The sequence below is a fragment of the Marinobacter azerbaijanicus genome, assembly GCF_030250645.1.
Lineage (GTDB): Bacteria > Pseudomonadota > Gammaproteobacteria > Pseudomonadales > Oleiphilaceae > Marinobacter > Marinobacter azerbaijanicus.
This window is the reverse complement of the sequence record NZ_JASSVS010000006.1, coordinates 165,977-186,370: the sequence shown is the minus strand read 5'-3', so window position 1 is coordinate 186,370 and position 20,394 is coordinate 165,977. Positions and strand designations below refer to the sequence as shown.

The following is a 20,394-nucleotide window of genomic DNA, read 5'->3' as shown; positions in this document are numbered from 1 at the left end:
GGATGTTTTTGTCGAGCGTACATGGACGTATTCACAGCGTGTCCCGGAAAAGCCTCTCACCCACGTGCCGGCCCTTTCTCCCAATGCCAAAACTCAGAAATCAGTCCCGTTGTTTGCCAGGAAGAGTCCCCATCATCTTGCAGATAATCCCCAACATGATTTCGTCAGCCCCGCCACCGATGGAAACCAACCGCACATCCCGGAACGCTCGGGACACCGGGTTCTCCCACATGTAACCGTTGCCACCCCAATACTGCAGACAGCTGTCCGTGACTTCACGCCCAAGCCTTCCGGCCTTCAGCTTGGCCATGGAGGCAAGCCGGGTCACATCCTTGCCTTCGATGTGCAGTTCACAGGCCTGATAGGTCAGGGCACGCAGGGCCTCCACCTCGGTCTGCAACTCCGCAAGGCGGAAGTGAATCACCTGGTTGTTGATCAGAGGCTGACCAAACGTCTTACGCTCGCGGCAGTACTCAATAGTCTTGTTGATGCAGTGCTCCAGCGCCTTGATTACGTTTGCCGCGCCCCAGAGTCGCTCTTCCTGGAACTGCAGCATCTGCATCATGAAGCCGGTGCCCTCGGCGCCGATCCGATAGCGCTGGGGTACACGCACATCGTCAAAGAAGATCTGCGCTGTCTCGGAAGAACGCATACCCAGCTTGTTCAGGTGCGGGCTGAAGGAAATACCTGGGGTGTTCATGGGCACCACGATCAGAGACTTGTTCTTGTGGGGCTTGTCGTCGGAGGTGTTTGCCAGCAGGCAGATGAAGTCGGCTTTGGGGCTGTTGGTGATCCACATCTTGGAGCCGTTGATAACGTAGTCATCGCCATCCTGCTTCGCCGTGGTTTTCATCCCCGCCACGTCGGAACCGGCCGCGACTTCACTTACGCCGATGCAGCCAACCATATCGCCGGCAATGGCTGGTGCCAGGAAGGTGCGCTTCAGTTCGTCGGAGCCAAAACGTGAGATCGCGGGGGTGCACATATCGGTCTGAACCCCGATGGCCAGGGGTACACCGCCGCAGTGGGCAGTACCAAGTTCTTCCGCAGCCACCAGGTTGTAGCTGTAATCCAGCCCCATGCCGCCGTACTCTTCCGGCTTCTGAATGCCCAGCAGGCCGAGGTTACCGAGTTTCTTGAAGATGTCGTGAATCGGAAACTCGCCGGCTTCTTCCCATTCGTCGCAGTGGGGATTGATTTCCTTCTCCACGAAATCGCGGACGGTTTTTCTGAGGGCTTCGTGTTCGGCTGTGAATTTCACGTTTTTTTTCTCCTGATGTTTGTTCGTGCTTTCATAAACGGGTGCACGTTCTCAAGCTTGGGTGGCGGCTGTGTGGGCCGGCCTTCAGAAACACGCTCAAGCACATCCATGTGGCGCTCGGGCTCCGCCATCCATGGCTCCGCACGGTTTCTGAAGGCCGGCCCACACAGCCGCTTTTGTCGTTAAGTTCTTTGCTTCCTGTTCACTCTTTGTCGGATTACGCCTTCGGCTAATCCGACCTACATTGGTTGCGGCCCTGGAAACGTAGGTCGGATTAGCGAAGCGTAATCCGACAAACCAACCCGACGTGAGGGCAACCCGTTGCCCGGATAAACAGGCTCGCCAAAAGCGACAACTGGTGGTCTACCGGAACCGGGGCGGAGGGCTTCCCAAAAACGTGGAGCGCCAGGGATGGCGCGACCGAGCCCTACAGGGACGTATTCACGGGCGTTTTTTGGGAAGCCCTCCGCCCCGGTTCCAACCACCATTTCTCAGTTCCCCTACAGGCGCGCTCCTCCTAAGACCGCCTAGAGGCGGGCCACACCAAAGGAATTGGGCCGTAACTGCCGGGCCTCGGCCTCGCGGCAGACCGAGAGCACCAGGGCCAGAACCCGCCGGGTATCGCGGGGATCGATCAGGCCGTCATCCCATAGGCGCGCCGTACCGAACAGGGCAGTTGAGCCGTCTTCCAGTTTCTTGGCGGTGGCCTGTTCCAGGAAATCCAGGGTTTTCGGATCCGGCTCCATGCCGCCCCGGCGCTGTTTGTCTTCGGCAACAATCCGCATCACCTTGCCCGCCTGTGCCGGGCCCATGACCGCTGTGCGGCTGTTTGGCCAAGCGAAGATAAAACGGGGGTCCAGGCCGCGGCCACACATCGCATAGTTACCTGCACCATAGGAACCACCGATGACAATTGCGACCTTTGGCACCCGACAGTTCGCCACCGCCTGGATCATCTTGGAGCCGTGTTTGATGATGCCGTTCTGCTCCGAATGGGTGCCCACCATGAAACCGGTGGTGTTGTGGAGGAACAGTAGGGGCGTGCCGGCCTGGTCGCAGAGCTGGATGAACTGGGCGGCCTTGGTGGCGCCGGCCGGGGTGATGGGGCCGTTGTTGCCGATGATGCCTACTGAATGGCCCTCAATGCGGATGGTGCCGCACACGGTCTGGTCATCGTAGCCGTTCTTGAAATCCATGAATTTCGAGCCGTCGGCTATGCGGGCCAGAATTTCTCGAACGTCATAGGGTTTCTTGGCATCGCTGGGAATCACCCCCAGCAGTTCCTCGGCAGGATAGAGCGGCTCTTCCCATTCCAGTTCCCTGGTGGGGGGCAGCTGTTCGTTCCAGGGCAGGGCTTCGAGTACATTGCGGGCATGGCGGATGCCATCAGCGTCGTCTTCGGCCAGGTACTCTGCTGTGCCGGCTACCTCTGCGTGCATCTGGGCACCGCCAAGTTCCTCATCGGTGGCGACTTCGCCGGTGGCGGCTTTCAACAGGGGAGGGCCGGCCAGAAACATCTTGGCCTGCTCGCGCACCACAATCACGTAATCTGACAGCCCCGGCTGGTAGGCGCCGCCGGCGGTAGCATTACCGTGAACCACCGTAACCTGAGGGATGCCGGCAGCGGACATCCGCGCCTGGTTCGCGAATCCGCGGGCTCCAAGCACAAAGATATCGGTGGCGTAGTTCAGGTTGGCGCCGCCGCTCTCGGACAGCGACACCACCGGAAGTTTGTTCTCCATGGCGATCTGCTGCAGCCGCAGGGTCTTGTCCAGCCCCGCGGGTGTGATGGTGCCACCCTTGATGGCGCTGTTGCTCGCCACCACCAGGCAGCGAACACCACTGACATGGCCAATGCCGGCGATAATGCCACCGCCGGCCATGCTGCCGTCCTTGTCGTCGTGCATCTTGTAGCCGGCCAGGGAACACAGCTCCAGAAACGGAGTGCCCCGATCCAGCAGGCGGTTGATGCGGTCGCGGGGCAACAGCTTGCCGCGTTTGACAAACTTCTCCCGCGCTGCTTCCGCCAGATCCAGCACCTTCCGCTCCACATCCCGGAAGGTCGTAATATGGGCTTCCATGACCTCCGCATTGGCGCGAAAGTCCTCCGACTGGGGGTTAACGGTGGACTCCAGAACCTGCATCGAATTCTCCTCAGTCGTCGCTCAGAACTTTAGGCGTGACCGCCCGATGGAAACCGTTAAAGGGGGCATTGTTCTTCGCCTTGGGGAAAGGCCATACCCGACCACCCTGTGATGCAGCACCGTCAATCCGCAGGCAGTCCCCACTGATGAACGCTGCTCCCGGACTCAACAGAAAACAGATCGCCGCGCTAACCTCTGACTCCGTACCCATGCGCTTGATAGGCACGTTATCCCCCAGGCTGCGAATCCATTGCTTCATATGTTCGGGATAATTATCCATGCCGCTGGAGGCAATCCAGCCCGGCGCCACAGCATTCACCCGCACCCCGGAGCAACCCCACTCAACCGCGGCAGTCTGGGTAAAATTCACCATCCCCGCCCGTGCCGCACCGGAATGCCCCATGCCGGGCATACCACCCCACATATCAGCCACGATATTCACAATCGCCCCGCCGGTTTTTGACAGTGCCTGTGTGTAGGCCTCACGTGCGATCAGGAAACCGCCGGTAAGATTGGTACGGACCACCGTTTCCCAGCCTTTCTGGTTAATATTTGCCAACGGAGAAGGAAACTGCCCTCCGGCGTTATTCACCACACCGTTCAGCCCGCCATGTTCCTCAATAATGGCCTTAACGGTCGCCTTGACTGACTCTTCCTCGCGGATGTCACACACGTGAGCCGAGGCAATACCGCCGTCCTCGGTAATTTCAGCTTTGACCGCCTCAACCTTCTCGGCCTTGCGCCCAACGAGCGCAACTCGGGCTCCGAGCGCAGCCAGTTCATGGGCGGTGCAACGCCCAATTCCGGACCCACCCCCGGTCACGATAAATACCTGGTCTTTAAAGAGATCAGGATGAAAAACCGATCGATAACCCATGTCAGAAATCCTCTAAAAGTTCTGGGCGCTCTGGTGGGAAAACTTGTCCGGGACCGTCAAAAACATGGATGTTTTTGTCGAGCGTACATGGACGTATTCACAGCGTGTCCCGGACAAGTTTTCCCACCAGAGTGCATGCACCAAATTGATAGGCATCAAGCGTCAAGCAACTCAGCCCTTACAGGCACAGGAAACTCAAGCAACTGCTGGGCAAATGCCTTGCCCTGAGGGTCAATACGCAGGCTGGCAACGCCACCCCCACCAAGACTGTGCTCCAGCAGGAAATTGAACGCATTGAACCCCGGCAGTGCCCAACGGGTAACCCGACCATGCTCCGGGTCCAGTGTATGGGCCATCCACTCCGCTACCGCCAATTCCGTCAACGCCGCCTCAATAAACGGCACAAACTCCGCCCTGCGGGCAATCACCCCGATATTGGTATGATCCCCCTTGTCTCCACTGCGCGCCCACGCCAGCCGGACCAGAGGCACAGTGGTGTCCGTAGCAGGCTCCACCGCACTGGGAGTCTGCTCTTCAAGCTGGTCTGGCTGGAAACCGCCATCAGTAGCTACATCCACCGTCTGTTTATTGCCGCCAACATCAATGGCAACCGCCACTTCCGTTTTAGGAACCAGGCAGGAATACAGTCGAATCTTCGGCCACACGGTGGGCCGTCCACCCACGATGCCGGTAATTCCCGGCGCCATTCCTGTTGCTGCCTGGGCGATCTCCCTGGAAAACAGCACCAGAGCCTCCTTCTTGACGTGAGCTGTACTGATTTTCACCACCACTTCACGACAGTCTCCCATGCGGCCATGGGCGCCATAAGTGGTCTCGGTGCCCAGCAGTTCCACGCTGGTCTCCGTATAGTCCGGCAGGCCGCGCTCGCTGAACATTCGCGATGTCTTCGTCAGAATCGCCTCGGCCACGGTCTGAGCCTTGGCTTTGGCGTCCATGCCCGCCAGCAGAAACGTGACGGTGCACTTGAATCCATCCGGCCAGGTACCGGACACTTTGTAACTTTCCGTGGGCGGCAGGCCATGGGCTCCGCTGACACGCACCTGGTCCACTCCCGTTTCTTCAAGGGTGACGCCGGTAAAATCACAGGTCACATCCGGCAGTAGATACGCTCGCGGGTCGCCGATCTCGTAAACCAGCTGTTCTGCTACCGTGCCCCGGGATACCTTGCCGCCAGTACCCTCCGGCTTGGTCATAATGAACTCGCCACTTTGCGAAACTTGCGCGATGGGAAAGCCCATATCGGCATAGCCGTCGGCGACATCCTCCCAATCGGTAAAGTTGCCGCCTGTGGATTGAGCTCCACATTCAAGCAGGTGCCCGGCGAGGCTGCCCTGTGCAAGTCTGTCGTAGTCGTTCCACTGCCAGCCGAACTCATGGACCAGCGGCGCCAGAACCAGCGCACTGTCGGCAACACGGCCGGTAATGACAATATCCGCTCCCTCTTCCAGCGCCGCCACCAGCCCCGGCGCACCCAGGTAGGCGTTCAGGCTCACCATCATCTGTGGCATTGACTGGCCGGTAGTCATCTCGGCAATGCCAGCGTCCGCCAGTTGCTTTTTCTTGGGCAACAGGTCATCGCCCAGCACCAGAGCAATCTTCATGTCCACGCCGGCCTTTTCACAAAGTGCCTGCAGGGCATCGCGGCAGGCCACCGGATTTACACCGCCGGCGTTAGCCAATACCCGGATGCCTTGCTGTTTTATCTCACCCAGCAATGGCCCCATGACGGTCTGCACAAAGTCGCGGGCATAGCCCTGACTGGGGTCCTTCATTTTTTGTCCGGCCATAATGGACATGGTGATTTCGGCGAGATAGTCCGCCACCAGGTAATCGATATTGCCGTGGCGAACCAGTTGGGCGGCTGCAGTTTCAGTGTCGCCCCAGAAGGCAGCGGAGCAGCCGATGCGGACGGTTTCTGGCCTGGAAGGATCGGAATCTGGCATGTCATCACCTTGTAAATGGAAGCCGCAAAGTCCCGGGGAGGGCGCTTTATGCGAAGGTTCTCAGCAATGGAATTGACAATACCAAGCAAGCGCTTGGTTTGTAAACAGGCAAAATCAGGATAGAATTGGCGTTCTTCTGTTCCCGGCTGGAAAATACTGTGAATCAAGATGCTATCCTGCGCTCTCTGGTTGCCGATAACCTGGTTTCAGACCCTGCCAGCGCCCGTGGCCGGTTGCTGCACGAAGCTGCCAGGCTGTTCCGTGACAAAGGTTATGAACGCACAACAGTGCGGGACCTGGCTGCAGCGGTGGGAATACAGTCCGGTAGCCTGTTTCACCATTTCCCAACCAAGGAAGAAATTCTCAAGGCGGTCATGGTGGAAACCATTCGCCTCAATACGGCGCTGATGCAGGCGGCGGTGGATGCCGCCCAAACCCACCGGGACAAGCTGCAGGCACTGGTCCGCGCCGAACTGGAGTCGATCAACGGGCAGACTGGAGAGGCCATGGCGGTGTTGGTGTTTGAATGGCGGAGCCTGTCGGAGGAGTCCCGGGCCTACGTACTTGAACTCCGGGATATCTATGAGCAGCTGTGGCTGGATGTTCTGGAAGCGCTGCGCAGGGATGGCGTGCTGGTTGCCGACCCCTTTATTGTGCGCCGAATGCTCACGGGCGCGCTGAGCTGGACGGTGACCTGGTACCGTCCTGATGGGGGGCTGACCCTGGATGATTTAACCGAGCAGGTGATTGCCATGATGGGGCTGACAGCTCCCTGAATCCGTTTCCGGCCCGGAAAGATTTTTTATGGTACAAATGTATCGATTGTAATGAATTGTAGAAGTCATTGTTTTAAATCAAGATAAACCCGTAACCTTCCCGTCCATACGGGCCATTGGCCTGATCGGCATAACCAAATCGGCATTACAGCCATTTTTGTCTGACAAGATTCGCAGCATTCTTGCCCTCGTCGAATACGAACGGGGAGTCGACAGATCATCCCCGACCTATAAAAACAACGTAAGACAGGACGAACTATGAACTCTTCACTGGTGAAATCCTTCGGGCACCTTCGTAACGGCTGCCTGGCCCTTCTGGCATTGATGCTCCTTGTCGGTTGTTCAGCCAACCCCATTTACTCGACCACGGGAATGGTTCTTTCCAGCTACTCGGAAGGAGAAGCCACCCCCTATGTCATGCAGATGTCCGATCCGGAGATGGCCTGTGCCCTGGGTGAAGGGATTGATCCCTTACTGTATTCCTTTTCCCGGGTGACGGAAGCGCCTGATAGTACGGGCTCTCTGTTGATGCTGCTGGCGGCAAACTGTTCAGAGTACAAAGCCTGGGAGGCAGAACTTGATTACCTTCGCGCCGACTATTCCGGTGATGTGCCGGCCGCGAAGGATGCCCGTGAAAAAGCCAAACGACTGAACGCTGAAACCGCGAAGCGCCGTTACATAGCCTACCAGCGCGCCATGGCTGCTTATGACTTTGACCCGGCGGCCGAAGAGTTTGAGTGCCCGTTCCTGTTTGATGACCAGGAGGAAATTACATTCCTGTTGGGCTTGTTGACTGGCATGCAGGCCATTGTGAATGATGCCAATTCCGGTGCCATGGCTGGTGTACCCCGCAACATCGCACCCCGGGCTGAGCGTGCCGCCGAGTGCGTCGACAATGAAAAGTGGGGCGGGCTGCCAAATGCCATCCGCGGTCTGGTCTGGCTGCTGCTGCCGGATACCCAGCCGAGTCTGTCGCCGGATCCGTGGAGAATCCTCGAAGACAGCTCCCGCCTGGGTGTCGCCAAGGGAATGCGCGCCTCTATGGCAATCGAAGCTGTCGCTGCTGAGACATTCGGTCGTCCTGAAGTACTTGCCGATGTCATCGCCCGGTTTGCCGAGGCCGACAACACCATCGTCGTCTGGGACGAATTCCGGCTGGTGGACGAAGTTGCCCGCGACGTTATCCAGTTCTCATCTGACAAGCACTGGACGGCCAATTATGGGTACCGCACTCCCCGCACCTATTTTGGCCGGATGAGTCCTGAACGTGTAGGCGAAGAGCCGGAAACCATGGATCTGGACGACCTTCTCTGAAGGGCGTCCAACAGTCTTAGAAACCAACAAACACAAAAAAACCCGGAGGTCATTCATGATCCGTAAATCCCTTGCTGCATTGTCTCTCGTTGTTGCTGCGCCTTTTGCAGCGGCTGAACCGGTCAAGATGTGCGTATTCGACGTCATCGGTGCCAATGGTGACATGTACAACATGGTCAAAGACTATGCCCTTGAAATGAAGGCCCATGGTGTTGATTTTGAATTACGCCCCTACACAGACGAAGGCGTTGCGGTTGGTGACTTCAATTCCGGCCAGTGCGATGCCGTTGCCGCAACGGATCTGCGCACCAGGCCCTTCAACCGGTTTGCTGGCAGCATCAGTGCGGTCGGCGCCATTCCTACCTATGACGACCTCAGGACAACCCTGGCAACCCTGGCTCAGCCCAAAGCGGCTTCGCTGATGAAGGAAGGAGACTATGAGGTGCTGGGAATTGTGCCGGTGGGTGCAGGTTACCTTTTCGTCAACGATCGCAGTATTGATACCGCCGGCGAGCTCGCGGGCAAGCGCATGGCCACCCTCGATTACCAGAGGGATGCCATTCACATGGTGAACCACGTGAAGGCCACTGTTGTGCCATCCGATATCACCAATTTCGCCGGCAAGTTCAACAATGGCTCGGTGGATACTGCCTATGCGCCTGCCTTTGCCTACGAGGCACTGGAGCTCTACAAGGGCATCGGTGACGATGGCGGTATTGTCGATTATCCGCTCGCGCAGCTGACCATCCAGATCATTGCACGGGATGAGGTCCTGAGCGATGAAACTGCCCAGAAATCCCGGGAGGTTGCCTGGGGTATGTTCGGTCAGGCCATGGACCTTATTGAGCGCCAGGAATCGGCGATTCCCGAGGAGAAATGGGTACGCATCCCTGAGAAGGACATTGAAGGGTACCAGGAAATGTTTCGCGACAACCGTCTTCAGCTCAGGGATGGTACAGATGGCGCTGACAAGGTCTATCACCCGAAGATGATGAGCCTGCTCAGCAAGGTCCGTTGCTCCAGCAATCCCGGGGCTTCCGAGTGCACAGCGCCTGATCGCGAATAATAAAGGCTGATCCTTCATGAACTGGCGAGCATTATCAGAGGCGGGCTCGAAGACGCTGTACCCCGTGCACAGGCTGCATGGGGTTATTCTTCTGCTGCTTCTTATCTTTACGCTTCTTCTGGGTATGGGAAACTCTCTCCATTCGCGCATGTTGTGGGTGGGAGAGCAGACCTGGCCAAACTACTACCTGCTTGACCCGGATGCCACGGAGCCCACGTGCCCGCTGGTCATGGACATTGATGCCGAGGTCGAAAAACGGGTCCAGGCCTATGAGCCCGACCCGGATGACCTTTTCAGTTCTCCACCGAATCCGGATGCGATCCGCGAATCCCTGGAAAAGAATCTGCAACTGTGCCAGGAAAAGCATTTTCTCTATAAGCAGAACCAGGAGCATGCCACCGAGGCGCTGGCCGTGTTCAAGGCCGTTGAGCAGGGGTTTGCGGACTTTCTGTTGGATAACATTGAACTGACCAAGTACCTGTTCATTGCCATGTTCGCCATGGCTGCAGCGATTTCCGCCCTGGATGCTGACCATATTGCCCTGCGGCTGCCCCGTAACCGGGCCGAGTGGCGACTCAGTCAGGGTATGCAGTTCGTGGTGAACGGGTTGATGGTGTATTCGCTGTTCTCCTATGTAAACCGATTGTCGTCGTCCCCCGGCTCTGCAGACACTGCGATATTACAGTATGCATGGGCGGCCGTATTCGGCCTGTTCATGGCGATCAACGTGGTTCGTTTTGTATCAGTGCCGACAAGAATGAAGCCTGGAATCCTGTCGGCCTCCTCCGGCCTCGTCCTGCCCCTGTATTGCGCCATGGGGCTGATTGCCATGAGTTACTTCTTCTTTGTAGACGGATACTCCTCGGGCCTGGCGATCTACTTCGGCATGATGACCAACCTGTCCTCCATGTTCATCAACATCGGCCTCTACGTACTGGTGGGCATGGCGCTGAAGCAGACCCGGATTCCGGAGCTGCTGCTGAACGTGATCAAACCCTATCACCTGCCGGCGCCCATGCTGGCCTCGGTGATGATATTCGCCACAGCGTTCCCCACGGCATTCACCGGTGCTTCCGGGATCTTCATCCTGGCGGTAGGTGGCGTGGTCTACGATGAGATGCGCAAGAGCGGGGCAGGGCGTCAGCTGTCGCTGGCAACGACTGCGATGTCCGGCAGCCTGGGTGTGGTTTTGAATCCCTGCCTGCTGATTGTGGTGGTTGCTGCCCTGAACAAGGAGGTCACCACCTCCGAGATGTATGGTTGGGGCTTTTGGGTGTTCCTTATGTCGGCGACGCTGTTCTCCGTGGTTGTCTGTAAAACCCAGGGCAACTGGAAACCGCGCCCGGCGCCCGGCGCATTCAGAAAATCTCTGGCAGAGCTTCGGCCGCTGGCGCCCTACGCGGTTGTTGCCGCAGTGGTTATCGCTGCCATCTGGCTGATCCTCGGGCTTGGGTTCAATGAATACAGCGCCCCGATGATCCTGCCGCTGGTGATGTTGGCGCTGGTGTATCTGGATGCCGGAAAGGACCATGATGAGCAGGGGCAGTCGAGAGGCCGGGCTTTCTGGGTACGTAGTACGGCGGCCGCCAGTGATTCTGCTGTTCACATTGGTGCACTGCTGGCACTGATCGGCTTCTCCATCTGCCTGGGTGGTATTCTGGAGCGTTCGGATATCGTTCACGCATTGTTCCCGGAGAATCTCACCAGTCCCTGGATTGCAATGCTGGTGATTGTGGTGATGCTGACGGTCATTGGTATGGTAATGGACCCGTTCGGTGCGGTTATTCTGGTGTCCGCCACCATCGCGCAGCCGGCCATCCAGCTGGGTATTGATCCGTTGCATTTCTGGATTGTATGTCTGGTGGCGTTTGAGCTGGGCTACCTGAGCCCGCCGGTGGCGCTGAATCACCTGCTGACACGGCAGGTGGTTGGTGAAACCGAGGTGCTGGCCGCCGAGCGTACCGGCTCCTTCTGGCATCGTTATGAGCGCCTGTTGCTGCCGCTGGTGGTGATGGGGCCGACGTTGCTGGTCTCCGCATTCGTGCCGCTGCTGTTTTACGCGCTGTAGTGCGTGTCATCAGAACGAAACCGTCACCGGCGTATCCTGGTGGCGGTTTTTTTGCATCTGATGGAATGTTTGGAACGTATCCGGTTTTATCAACGTTAGTTGGATACCATACTGGAAAACAGAGGGAGCTGTTCTCGCGTTTCCATGATGTTGCCCTGGTGAACCTGTTATGACCCGAATTGTCCCTGTCGCTACTTGTCTGATGTCCTGCGCACTGCTGTTGTCGGGCTGTGGTGGGGGATCTGGCGGGAGCTCTGAAACGCCCCCTGATCTGGCGGGGATGATCAATATAGAAAGCGGGACAAGGGTGGATTCCGATACCTCCGATGATATCCGCCTTGGAGAGGCCGTGGACAATGGTAGCCCAGGATCGGCCCAGGCTCTTCCGGCAGGGGCCATCGCGGGCGGTTACCTCAGCTTCAGTAACGGCACCTACAACTCTGGCACTCTGGAGTCATTCGATTATTTTGAGGACACCACTGATTTATACGTAACGGACCTCTCGCCTGGTGATCGGGTAGCCGTGCAGGTCTTCCTGTCGCCGGATCAGAGTGCGTCAGTGCCCGATCGAACCCTACGTCTTCTGAAGCAGCAGGATGGTAATCTGGTAGAGCAGTACAGCGATACCAGCTCCGATAACCTGCAGGCACTGATGATCACTCTTCCGGATGGCGCCGAATCCGGCTCCTACCTGATTGAAGTCAGCACCAGCAGTGGTATTCCGTTCCGTTACGTTCTCACGCTGGCGGACCAGGCCTCTGGCAGTGTCATGAACACCCGCTATACCGATCCGGCATTCATGGTGGATGAAGCCATTGTGAGTTTTGAGCCAGTCTCCGGTGGCTATGGCATGGCGGCAGCCATGGCAGTGGCGGAGCGACGGGATCTGGGCCGGGGAGCCTGGCTGATGCGCAGGGACGGTGCGCGACACCCTGCCGCAATGTCTGCCACGCAGGTGCAGGGTGCCCGTGAGGACACTCTCGAATGGATACGGGAGCTTCGCAGCCAGCCGGGTGTGGCCATGGCAGAGCCTAACTACCTGTATTCATCACAACAGGTATCGCCAGACAACGATCCCCTCTATGACCGACAATGGAACCTGCCGCTGGCGAGAGCGCCAATGGCGTGGCAGGCCGCTCCGAAGGTGGGAGCGGGAATCGGTATCGCGGTTATGGACACCGGTATGTTCAGTACCACCCCGACCTCCGGCGGAAACTGGCACCCGGATCTGAATGATAATGTTCGGTTAGTCTCCGGCCAGATCATGGATTATGTGTCTGGTGATCTCGATATCGACAGAGAGGATGATGGGCAGCGTGACACCAATCCTGCCGACCCCGGTGATGGTAAGTCCAGGAGCAGCAATTTTCACGGCACCCACGTGGCCGGCATTGCTGCTGCAGTGGATAACACGATAGGTATTGTGGGCATGACGCCCAGCGCCCTGATTTACCCGGTCAGGGTTCTTGGTCGCGACGGTGTGGGCTCCTCCGCTGATCTGATTGCCGCACTGAACTGGGCATCAGGCCGTGGTGAAATCGATGTGATCAATCTCAGCCTTGGTGGGCTGGGCCCGAGCGATGCGCTTAAAAGCGCCATTGATGCAGCCTGGGACAGCGGAAATGGACAGTTGATCGTGGCTGCGGCCGGCAATCAGGGCACTGACGAGCCAACTTATCCGGCGGCATATGCAAACGTGATTGGAGTGGGCGCCGTGGATGGGAGCAGTGAGCGTGCATCCTACTCCAATGTCGGTGAATCGGTCGATGTGGTCGCACCTGGCGGCGATGCCAGCAGGGACGCCAACCAGGATGGTGTTGCCGATGTGATTGTCAGCACATGGGGCCGGGACGACAGCGGCGCCTTCGAGCCCAGTTACGCCGGCTTGCAGGGAACCTCCATGGCGGCGCCTCATGTGGCTGGCGTCTACGCCCTGATGAAGGGAGAGGCACCCACTATCACGCCGGGAGAGTTCCGGAGTCTGTTGCGAAATGGCGACCTTACCGAAGAGGTCGGTCCTGCCTTCGAATACGGTGCCGGACTGATCAACGCTCTGGCGGCCATGGATGCCGCACTGGACGGCAATTTCCCCATCACCCTGGGCGCCTCGCCATCGGCGTTGCAGTTTAACTCGGCGGTTCTGAGTGCGGAGCTTGAGTTCTCGGCCTATCCGGAGGGGGAGTCTGTCACCATCACAGGGGCAACTGCCGGCGCTGGTTGGCTGAAGCTGGGAGAGGTCCCCGCTGATGCGTCAATGTCGCTCGCTGTGTCGGTGGATACCTCAGGGCTTGAAGACAACAACCGCTACACCACCGAGCTGGTGATTGCATACGATCCGCAGAATGGCGATCCCGACACCCTTACAGTACCAGTTTCCCTGCGTCTCGGTACCTCGACGGATGACCGGGATGCAGGAAGGCACTATGTGCTCCTGGTTAATGCGGATGACAAACAGGATACCATTGAGCAGGTCGTCGTCTCGGCAAGCGGCGGTGAGTACCGTTTTGCATTTGACCAGGTGGAGCCGGGAGAATACTTCCTGGTGGCGGGTACGGACATGGACAACAATGGCCTGATATGCGAAAACGGTGAAGCCTGTGCCGAGTACCCGGTCAACGGCTTGCCGGAGAAAATCGTGATTGGCGACAAGCCAATCAGTGGCGTAGGGTTAAGCACCAGTTTCCGCCGGCCTACCATTTCTGCCCTGGGCCTGCCACGGGTCGGATTTGAAGGTTATCGCCTGAAATCGGACAGCGGGGAAGAGCGGGGCAGTGAGCCGGTCCGCAGCGTGGAGAGCGACCTTTGACGAGAAATTTCATAGATATCACAGCACTGGCCCTGTCCATTGTACTGGTGACAGGCTGTGCCATTAATCGCTCGGCAACCGCCGATGGCGCACCACTGGCGCGACAGGTAACAGAGTCCGACCATTGCGGGTTGACCGCGCCAGGGCTGGTCTATATCCGCAACGCCAGTGAGCTGGACAGTTTGTCGCGCCTGCCATCCGGGAATCTGTCCATGAATCAGCTCCGGGCCATTGATCTGGATCAGGAGCATCTGGTGCTTGTGGGGCTGGGTCAGAAGTCCACCGGAGGCTACGGGGTGACTCTCGAGACCGCCGAGATCGTTGACGATGTGCTGGAACTGACTCTCAAAGCCCGGGAACCGTCGCCCGACGCCATGGTCACCCAGGCCCTGACCACCCCCTGTGCAGTGATTGCCATCAGTCCGGAAGACTGGGAGCGGCTCAGGGTATCCGGCGAGGGCCTGGATACCATTACACGGGAGCGGTAATCGTTCTGCAGTGGTGTTGGTCCTCACCGGCACAAATCAACCGTTGATCTTTCCCCCCGAATCCCTAAGCTATGGGCCTGTTTAATAACAAACCCGTGGAGTCGCTTTCTTCCCATGAGCCAGAAACAGTACAACGCAGACGCCATTGAAGTTCTTAGTGGCCTGGACCCGGTTCGCAAACGTCCCGGCATGTACACCGACACCAGTCGGCCCAACCATCTGGCCCAGGAAGTCATCGATAACAGCGTCGACGAAGCACTGGCAGGCCATGCCCGCCGGATTGATGTGATTCTCCACAGCGACGGCTCGCTCAGTGTTGAGGATGACGGCCGCGGTATGCCGGTGGATATGCACAAAGAGCATGGTGTTCCCGGCGTTGAGCTGATCCTTACCCGTCTTCATGCTGGCGGCAAGTTCTCCCAGGGCAACTACAATTTCTCAGGTGGTCTGCATGGTGTTGGTGTGTCGGTGGTCAATGCGCTGTCGACCCACCTTGAGGTCCTGATCAAACGGGACGGACAACTGCACCGGATGACCTTCGAGAATGGCTACAAGCAGACCGATCTTGAAGTTGTGGACACCGTTGGTAAACGCAACACCGGCACCCGGCTGAAGTTCACACCGGATCCCAGTTATTTCGACAGCCCTAAATTCTCTGTCAGCCGATTACGCCACAACCTACGGGCCAAGGCGGTTCTCTGCCCAGGCCTGAACATCACCTTTCTGCAGGAGCAGACAGGCGATAAAGATGAGTGGTGCTACGAGGGCGGTCTGCGCGATTACCTGCGTACGGAGCTGGCAGACATCGAGGCGGTTCCACTGGAACCATTTACCGGTAGTTTTTCCGGTAACAAGGAAGCGGTGGACTGGGCCATCCAGTGGCTGCCGGAAGGTGGCGAAGCGGTGATGGAAAGCTACGTGAACCTGATACCCACGGCCCAGGGCGGTACACACGTTAACGGGCTTCGCACCGGCCTGCTGGAGGCCATGCGCGAATTCTGTGAGTTCCGCAGCCTGCTGCCCCGCGGCGTGAAGCTGTCACCGGAAGACATCTGGGAGCGCTGCGCCTATGTTCTGTCCTTCAAGATGCAGGAACCCCAGTTCTCCGGCCAGACCAAGGAACGACTGTCATCCCGGGAAGCCGCCGCGTTTATCTCTGGCGTGGTCAAGGATGCTTTCAGCCTGTGGCTGAACCAGCACACGGATATCGCGGAGGCACTGGCTGAGCTGTTTATCAGTAACGCCCAACGCCGCCTTCGGGCCAGCAAGAAAGTCGCCCGCAAAAGGGTCACCTCGGGCCCGGCCCTGCCCGGCAAGCTCGCAGACTGCTCCGGCAGCGACAGTAACCGCTCCGAACTGTTCCTGGTGGAAGGCGATTCCGCCGGCGGTTCCGCCAAGCAGGCTCGTGACCGTGAATTCCAGGCCGTGATGCCTTTGCGGGGCAAGATCCTAAACACATGGGAGGTGGACTCCGGTGAGATCCTCGCCTCCCAGGAAGTTCACGATATTGCCGTTGCCATCGGGGTAGACCCGGGCTCTGACAAGCTCGACGGCCTCCGCTACAACAAGATCTGCATCCTCGCCGATGCCGACTCCGACGGGCTCCACATCGCCACATTGCTGTGTGCGCTGTTCGTCAAACATTTCCGCCCGCTGGTCGCTGCCGGCCATGTCTTTGTTGCCATGCCTCCGCTGTATCGGGTGGACCTGGGCAAGGAGACCTTCTATGCCCTGGACGAGCACGAGAAGCAGGGCATCCTTGACCGCCTGGCGGCGGAAAACCGCCGTGGCAAGATCTCGGTTACCCGCTTCAAGGGCCTGGGGGAGATGAATCCGCTCCAGCTTCGCGAAACCACAATGGCCCCGGATACCCGCCGGCTGGTCATGCTCACCATCGCCGATGGGGACGATACCGACAGTCGTATGGATATGCTGCTGGGCAAAAAACGGGCGTCTGACCGCCGGATATGGCTTGAGACCTACGGGAATATGGCAGATATTGAGGTGTAGCTCTCTCTATATTCTTATTAGTGCTTTAAGCAGCATCCTTTATTCTTTCTCAGCCTCTATAAAACTGGTTATCCTGCCCCTTTTATCCAAGGGAACACCAGATGGACTGGCAGGGCTGGTTTGCTTTAAGCCTCGCGGGAGTAGCGTTACTGTTGATGAGTGTTGGGCGGTTTGGCCCGCACCTCGTCATGATGGGCGTGCTCGTCGTGCTGAGTGCCAGCGGTATTGTCACCGCCGATCAGGCGCTCGCCGGCTTCAGTAACACGGGGCTGATTACCGTGGTTGCCATGTTCGTGGTAGCCGCTGGCATCCATCATTCCGGTGGTGTGGATCTGGTGGTTCATCATCTTCTACGCTCGCCCCGCACTGTGCGCTCAGCCCAGGCCCGCATTGCTTTTCCAGTGGCGTTGCTGAGCGGATTTCTCAATAACACCCCGGTGGTTGCCACCATGATCCCGGCGGTTCACGCCTGGTCACGGAAAATCGGTATTTCCCCCTCGAAACTGATGATTCCCCTGAGTTATTCCGCCATTCTGGGCGGCACGCTGACACTGATCGGTACCAGCACCAACCTGGTGGTAAACGGGCAGTATCAGCAATTGACCGGGGAAGACGGTTTCTCGATTTTCTCGATAACCGCTGTCGGGCTGCCGGTCGCCGTGATTGGTCTGGCTGTGATGCTGCTGGTGCTGCCCAGGGCCTTGCCGGAGCGCAAGGACCAGCAGAAGTTCGGCTCCATGCGGGAGTTTACCCTGGAGGTTGCCGTTGCCTTTGACGGGCCGCTGGTCGGCAAGAGCGTTGGCGAGGCTGGCCTTCGAGAGCTGGAGCGGCTGTATCTGGTAGAGATCGAGCGTGATGGCAGTGTGGTAACTGCTGTTCCCTCGGAAGAGCGCCTGCGGGGCGGCGACAGGCTGGTATTTGCCGGTGATACCCAGGCCATCTCCGACCTGCTGCGGATCAATGGCATTGTACCTTCGGTTCACGATGATGAGCCCAGTTTGAGCAAAGACCGGGCAGAACGCCGGCTGGTTGAGGCCGCCCTGTCTCCGCAATCGGAAGTGCTCGGCCAGACGATTCGTGATGCCCGTTTCCGAGACCGTTACGGTGCCGTGGTGCTGGCGGTTGCTCGTGGTGGTGAAAGGGTGTCCGGCAACCTTGGCAATATCCGACTGAAGACCGGTGATGTTCTTCTGCTGGAGGCCCGCCCTGCGTTTGTCAGCCGTCAGCGCTACGCCAAGGACTTCCTGCTGATCAATGACCTGGAAACCGAGACCCCCCGTCATGACCGCGCCTACCTGTCCTGGGGGATTCTGCTGATACTGGTGGGAGCGGCGGCCCTTGGTGTGTTGACGATGCTCAATGCCGCATTGATGGGAGCTGCACTGATGATCCTCAGCGGCTGCTGTTCGGTTGGTCAGGCGCAGAAGGCCGTGGATGTCCCCGTCATTCTCACCATTGCCGCCTCGTTTGCACTGGGTGCGGCCCTCCAGGAAACCGGTGCGGCGGCCTATGTCGCCGAGGGGATTCTGAATGTCAGCAGTGGTCACCCGCTACTGACGATTCTGTTGGTGTATTTTGCTGTCTCGGTGCTGACGGAGGTCATTACCAACAACGCAGCAGCGGTGCTCGTGCTGCCGATCGTTCTGTCGATGACAACCTCTCTCGGTATTGCCTCAGAACCCTATGTGATTGCCGTCATGATGGCCGCTTCGGCAAGCTTTGCCACCCCGCTCGGGTATCAGACCAATATGATGGTATTTGGCCCGGGGGGCTACCGGTTCATGGATTTCGTGAAAGTGGGCTTGCCGATGAACCTGTTTATCGGGCTGGTCACCGTCGGGGTGATTTCCCTGGTTTACGGGATCAATCTTTCCTGACTGCGGTTTCAGTCGGGTTGGCCAGAATGTCGCAGCAAAGTACCCGTAGCTGGCCATGGTGGTAATAGCCCAGAGAGAGGGTGACACACATGTAGGCGCCGGTGATGCACAGGTAGGGAGCTGTTATCTGAAGGTAACCCGGCTGTGCGATGGCCTGACGCAGGTACTGCTGGCGATACCAGTCAGCACTGGTGGTGCTTTCCAGCGGGCGGAAGCGGGGGTCAAGACTGCTGGCCATGGCATCTGACACCAGGGTGTCGTCAATCTGTACGCCATTTTCATCCACCAGGTAGCACCGTGAGACTGCCGGGTGATTCAGCAGGGTATTGCAGGCCTCTCCCATCAACATGCCCTGGCTGAGCCGGTCTACGGCATTGCGGAAAAATCCCTCGAAAAAGGACGTCAACTGCCGGGTCGGATCCCGGGTTACCCGGTTCTGGTTCTTGTAGTCCTTCAGCAAACCATCCAGATCGGTTATTTCTCCCGGGATGTCCGCCAGTGCCGTGCTGGGCCTGCGGAAGTAGAACCCCTGAACGAAATCCACGCCCGCATCAATGGCGATCATTGCCTGGTCGTGAGTCTCAACACCTTCCAGGAGGACAAGGCAGCCGGACTGGTGCAGCAGCGATACGATGCCGTTCAGTATCTGTCTGGCCTTGTGATCGTTGGTGGCCCGAGTCAATAGTTTGCGGTCCAGTTTTACGATATCCGGAGACAGGTTCCAGATCCGCTCGAAGTTGGAATGGCCCGCGCCGAAATCATCAATAGCGGTGAGACAACCCAGTTTCTGGTAGTAAGCGACGGTTTCGCGCAGTCTTTCAGCGTCATCAGTGGGCTGCTCAACAATCTCCATCACGATGCGGTGAGGGGGGAGCCCGGTTTTTTTCAGCAATTCGCCGAAAAATGAGTCAGCCCGGTTGCCCGCAGATACCACACGTGGAGAAACATTCAGAAACAGCCAGTTAAGCTGATCCTGGAAGTCTGAATAGTTACGGATGTGTAAATAGCGACAAAGACGGTCAAGGAGGAGGTTTTCGGCGTCGGACGATGGCAATTCGAACAGGTGCAGGGGGAGCACCGCAGCATTATCCGTATCAAAGGCGCGGATAAGGGCCTCATAGCCGACAATACGTTTGTGGGAGATGCTGAATATGGGTTGTAATGCCGTTCGCAGCGTCAGCCCCTGGTACTCTGCCGTCCATGATTCACCCTCCCTGGTCAACATCGGCGACAGCACATCAACTTCGGGTGCGGTCAACTCTTCTGGGAGGGTTCGCGACATAGGCCATTCTGTTCCGGATAAACGAAAACATCGGCAACGCCCGGTGGCATCCCGATCTGTCAATCCCGGTCGCACTCCACTGATTTATGGTGAAAACCTATTCGGAGCGCACAGGATAATGAAAGCAGACAGAAGAGTGCCAAAACCCACAAATTATTGCCACTATTTCATGTAAAAACAGGCAACTTCGGGTAACAACGCACAGAATTGCGCTGGAGGGAGTAGTGTAGACGGCCCGTCGGAGCCGTCTGAAATCAGTTGTTGCTTGGAACTACAACAGTTTCGTCAAATTCAATTTCCATGTCTATTCCTCTCGTTCAATGAGCAGCCCTAACGGGGCTTTTGATATACACAAAGTTTATCCTGATCATCGTTTTCTGCAATCCGTAGAACCCGTATCAGACCAAAGGTATAAGGGAAAGTACGTGCGGCGCAGTGGGGAAGCCCTTGGTCAGAATTTC

13 protein-coding genes are annotated in these 20,394 nt (G+C 57.9%); 8 read left to right on the top strand and 5 right to left on the bottom strand.

Features of this window, described 5'->3' with window-relative positions; all coding sequences use genetic code 11:
* Window positions 1-100: 100 nt before the first annotated feature.
* The 4 genes from atuD to QPM17_RS13400 form a co-directional block, all read right to left on the bottom strand.
* Window positions 101-1,261 (bottom strand): citronellyl-CoA dehydrogenase, encoded by a 1,161-nt coding sequence (atuD, locus tag QPM17_RS13415; RefSeq protein ID WP_285391299.1) that lies wholly within the window; start codon window positions 1,259-1,261, stop codon window positions 101-103.
* A gap of 527 nt (window positions 1,262-1,788) precedes the next feature.
* Complete coding sequence (locus QPM17_RS13410; protein ID WP_285391298.1) at window positions 1,789-3,405, bottom strand: acyl-CoA carboxylase subunit beta; 1,617 nt, start codon at window positions 3,403-3,405, stop codon at window positions 1,789-1,791.
* Window positions 3,406-3,415: 10 nt separating this feature from the next.
* On the bottom strand, window positions 3,416-4,282 hold the full coding sequence (locus QPM17_RS13405) for an SDR family oxidoreductase (RefSeq protein WP_285391297.1): 867 nt from the start codon (window positions 4,280-4,282) through the stop codon (window positions 3,416-3,418).
* Window positions 4,283-4,437: 155 nt separating this feature from the next.
* A complete protein-coding gene (locus QPM17_RS13400; RefSeq protein WP_285391296.1) occupies window positions 4,438-6,246 on the bottom strand; it encodes an acyclic terpene utilization AtuA family protein in 1,809 nt (602 codons plus the stop codon).
* 158 nt (window positions 6,247-6,404) lie between these two features.
* On the opposite strand from QPM17_RS13400, the gene QPM17_RS13395 reads away from it, so the two are divergent.
* From QPM17_RS13395 to QPM17_RS13360, 8 genes are all read left to right on the top strand, one after another.
* On the top strand, window positions 6,405-7,022 hold the full coding sequence (locus QPM17_RS13395) for a TetR/AcrR family transcriptional regulator (RefSeq protein ID WP_285391295.1): 618 nt from the start codon (window positions 6,405-6,407) through the stop codon (window positions 7,020-7,022).
* 258 nt (window positions 7,023-7,280) lie between these two features.
* Window positions 7,281-8,336, top strand: a complete 1,056-nt coding sequence (locus QPM17_RS13390) for a hypothetical protein (RefSeq protein WP_285391294.1) — start codon at window positions 7,281-7,283, stop codon at window positions 8,334-8,336.
* Between the two features lie 55 nt (window positions 8,337-8,391).
* Entirely contained in the window at window positions 8,392-9,402 is a 1,011-nt protein-coding gene (locus QPM17_RS13385; protein WP_285391293.1) for a putative solute-binding protein, read from the top strand.
* A 16-nt stretch (window positions 9,403-9,418) separates the two neighbouring features.
* Window positions 9,419-11,470, top strand: a complete 2,052-nt coding sequence (locus QPM17_RS13380; RefSeq protein ID WP_285391292.1) for a TRAP transporter large permease subunit — start codon at window positions 9,419-9,421, stop codon at window positions 11,468-11,470.
* 169 nt (window positions 11,471-11,639) lie between these two features.
* The gene (locus tag QPM17_RS13375; protein WP_285391291.1) at window positions 11,640-14,276 is read left to right on the top strand and encodes a S8 family peptidase; all 2,637 of its coding nucleotides are present in this window, start codon (window positions 11,640-11,642) and stop codon (window positions 14,274-14,276) included.
* On the top strand, window positions 14,273-14,764 hold the full coding sequence (locus QPM17_RS13370; protein WP_285391290.1) for a protease complex subunit PrcB family protein: 492 nt from the start codon (window positions 14,273-14,275) through the stop codon (window positions 14,762-14,764). The genes QPM17_RS13375 and QPM17_RS13370 overlap by 4 nt, the downstream gene beginning before the upstream one ends.
* Window positions 14,765-14,878: 114 nt before the next feature.
* The gene (gene parE / locus QPM17_RS13365; RefSeq protein ID WP_285391289.1) at window positions 14,879-16,774 is read left to right on the top strand and encodes a DNA topoisomerase IV subunit B; all 1,896 of its coding nucleotides are present in this window, start codon (window positions 14,879-14,881) and stop codon (window positions 16,772-16,774) included.
* Between the two features lie 101 nt (window positions 16,775-16,875).
* Window positions 16,876-18,651, top strand: coding sequence for an SLC13 family permease (locus tag QPM17_RS13360; RefSeq protein ID WP_285391287.1), 1,776 nt, complete (start codon window positions 16,876-16,878; stop codon window positions 18,649-18,651).
* On the opposite strand, the gene QPM17_RS13355 is transcribed toward QPM17_RS13360, so the two are convergent.
* Window positions 18,638-19,933: an EAL domain-containing protein gene (locus QPM17_RS13355; protein WP_285391286.1), complete on the bottom strand. Its 1,296-nt coding sequence runs from the start codon at window positions 19,931-19,933 to the stop codon at window positions 18,638-18,640. The genes QPM17_RS13360 and QPM17_RS13355 overlap by 14 nt on opposite strands.
* Window positions 19,934-20,394 lie beyond the last annotated feature (461 nt).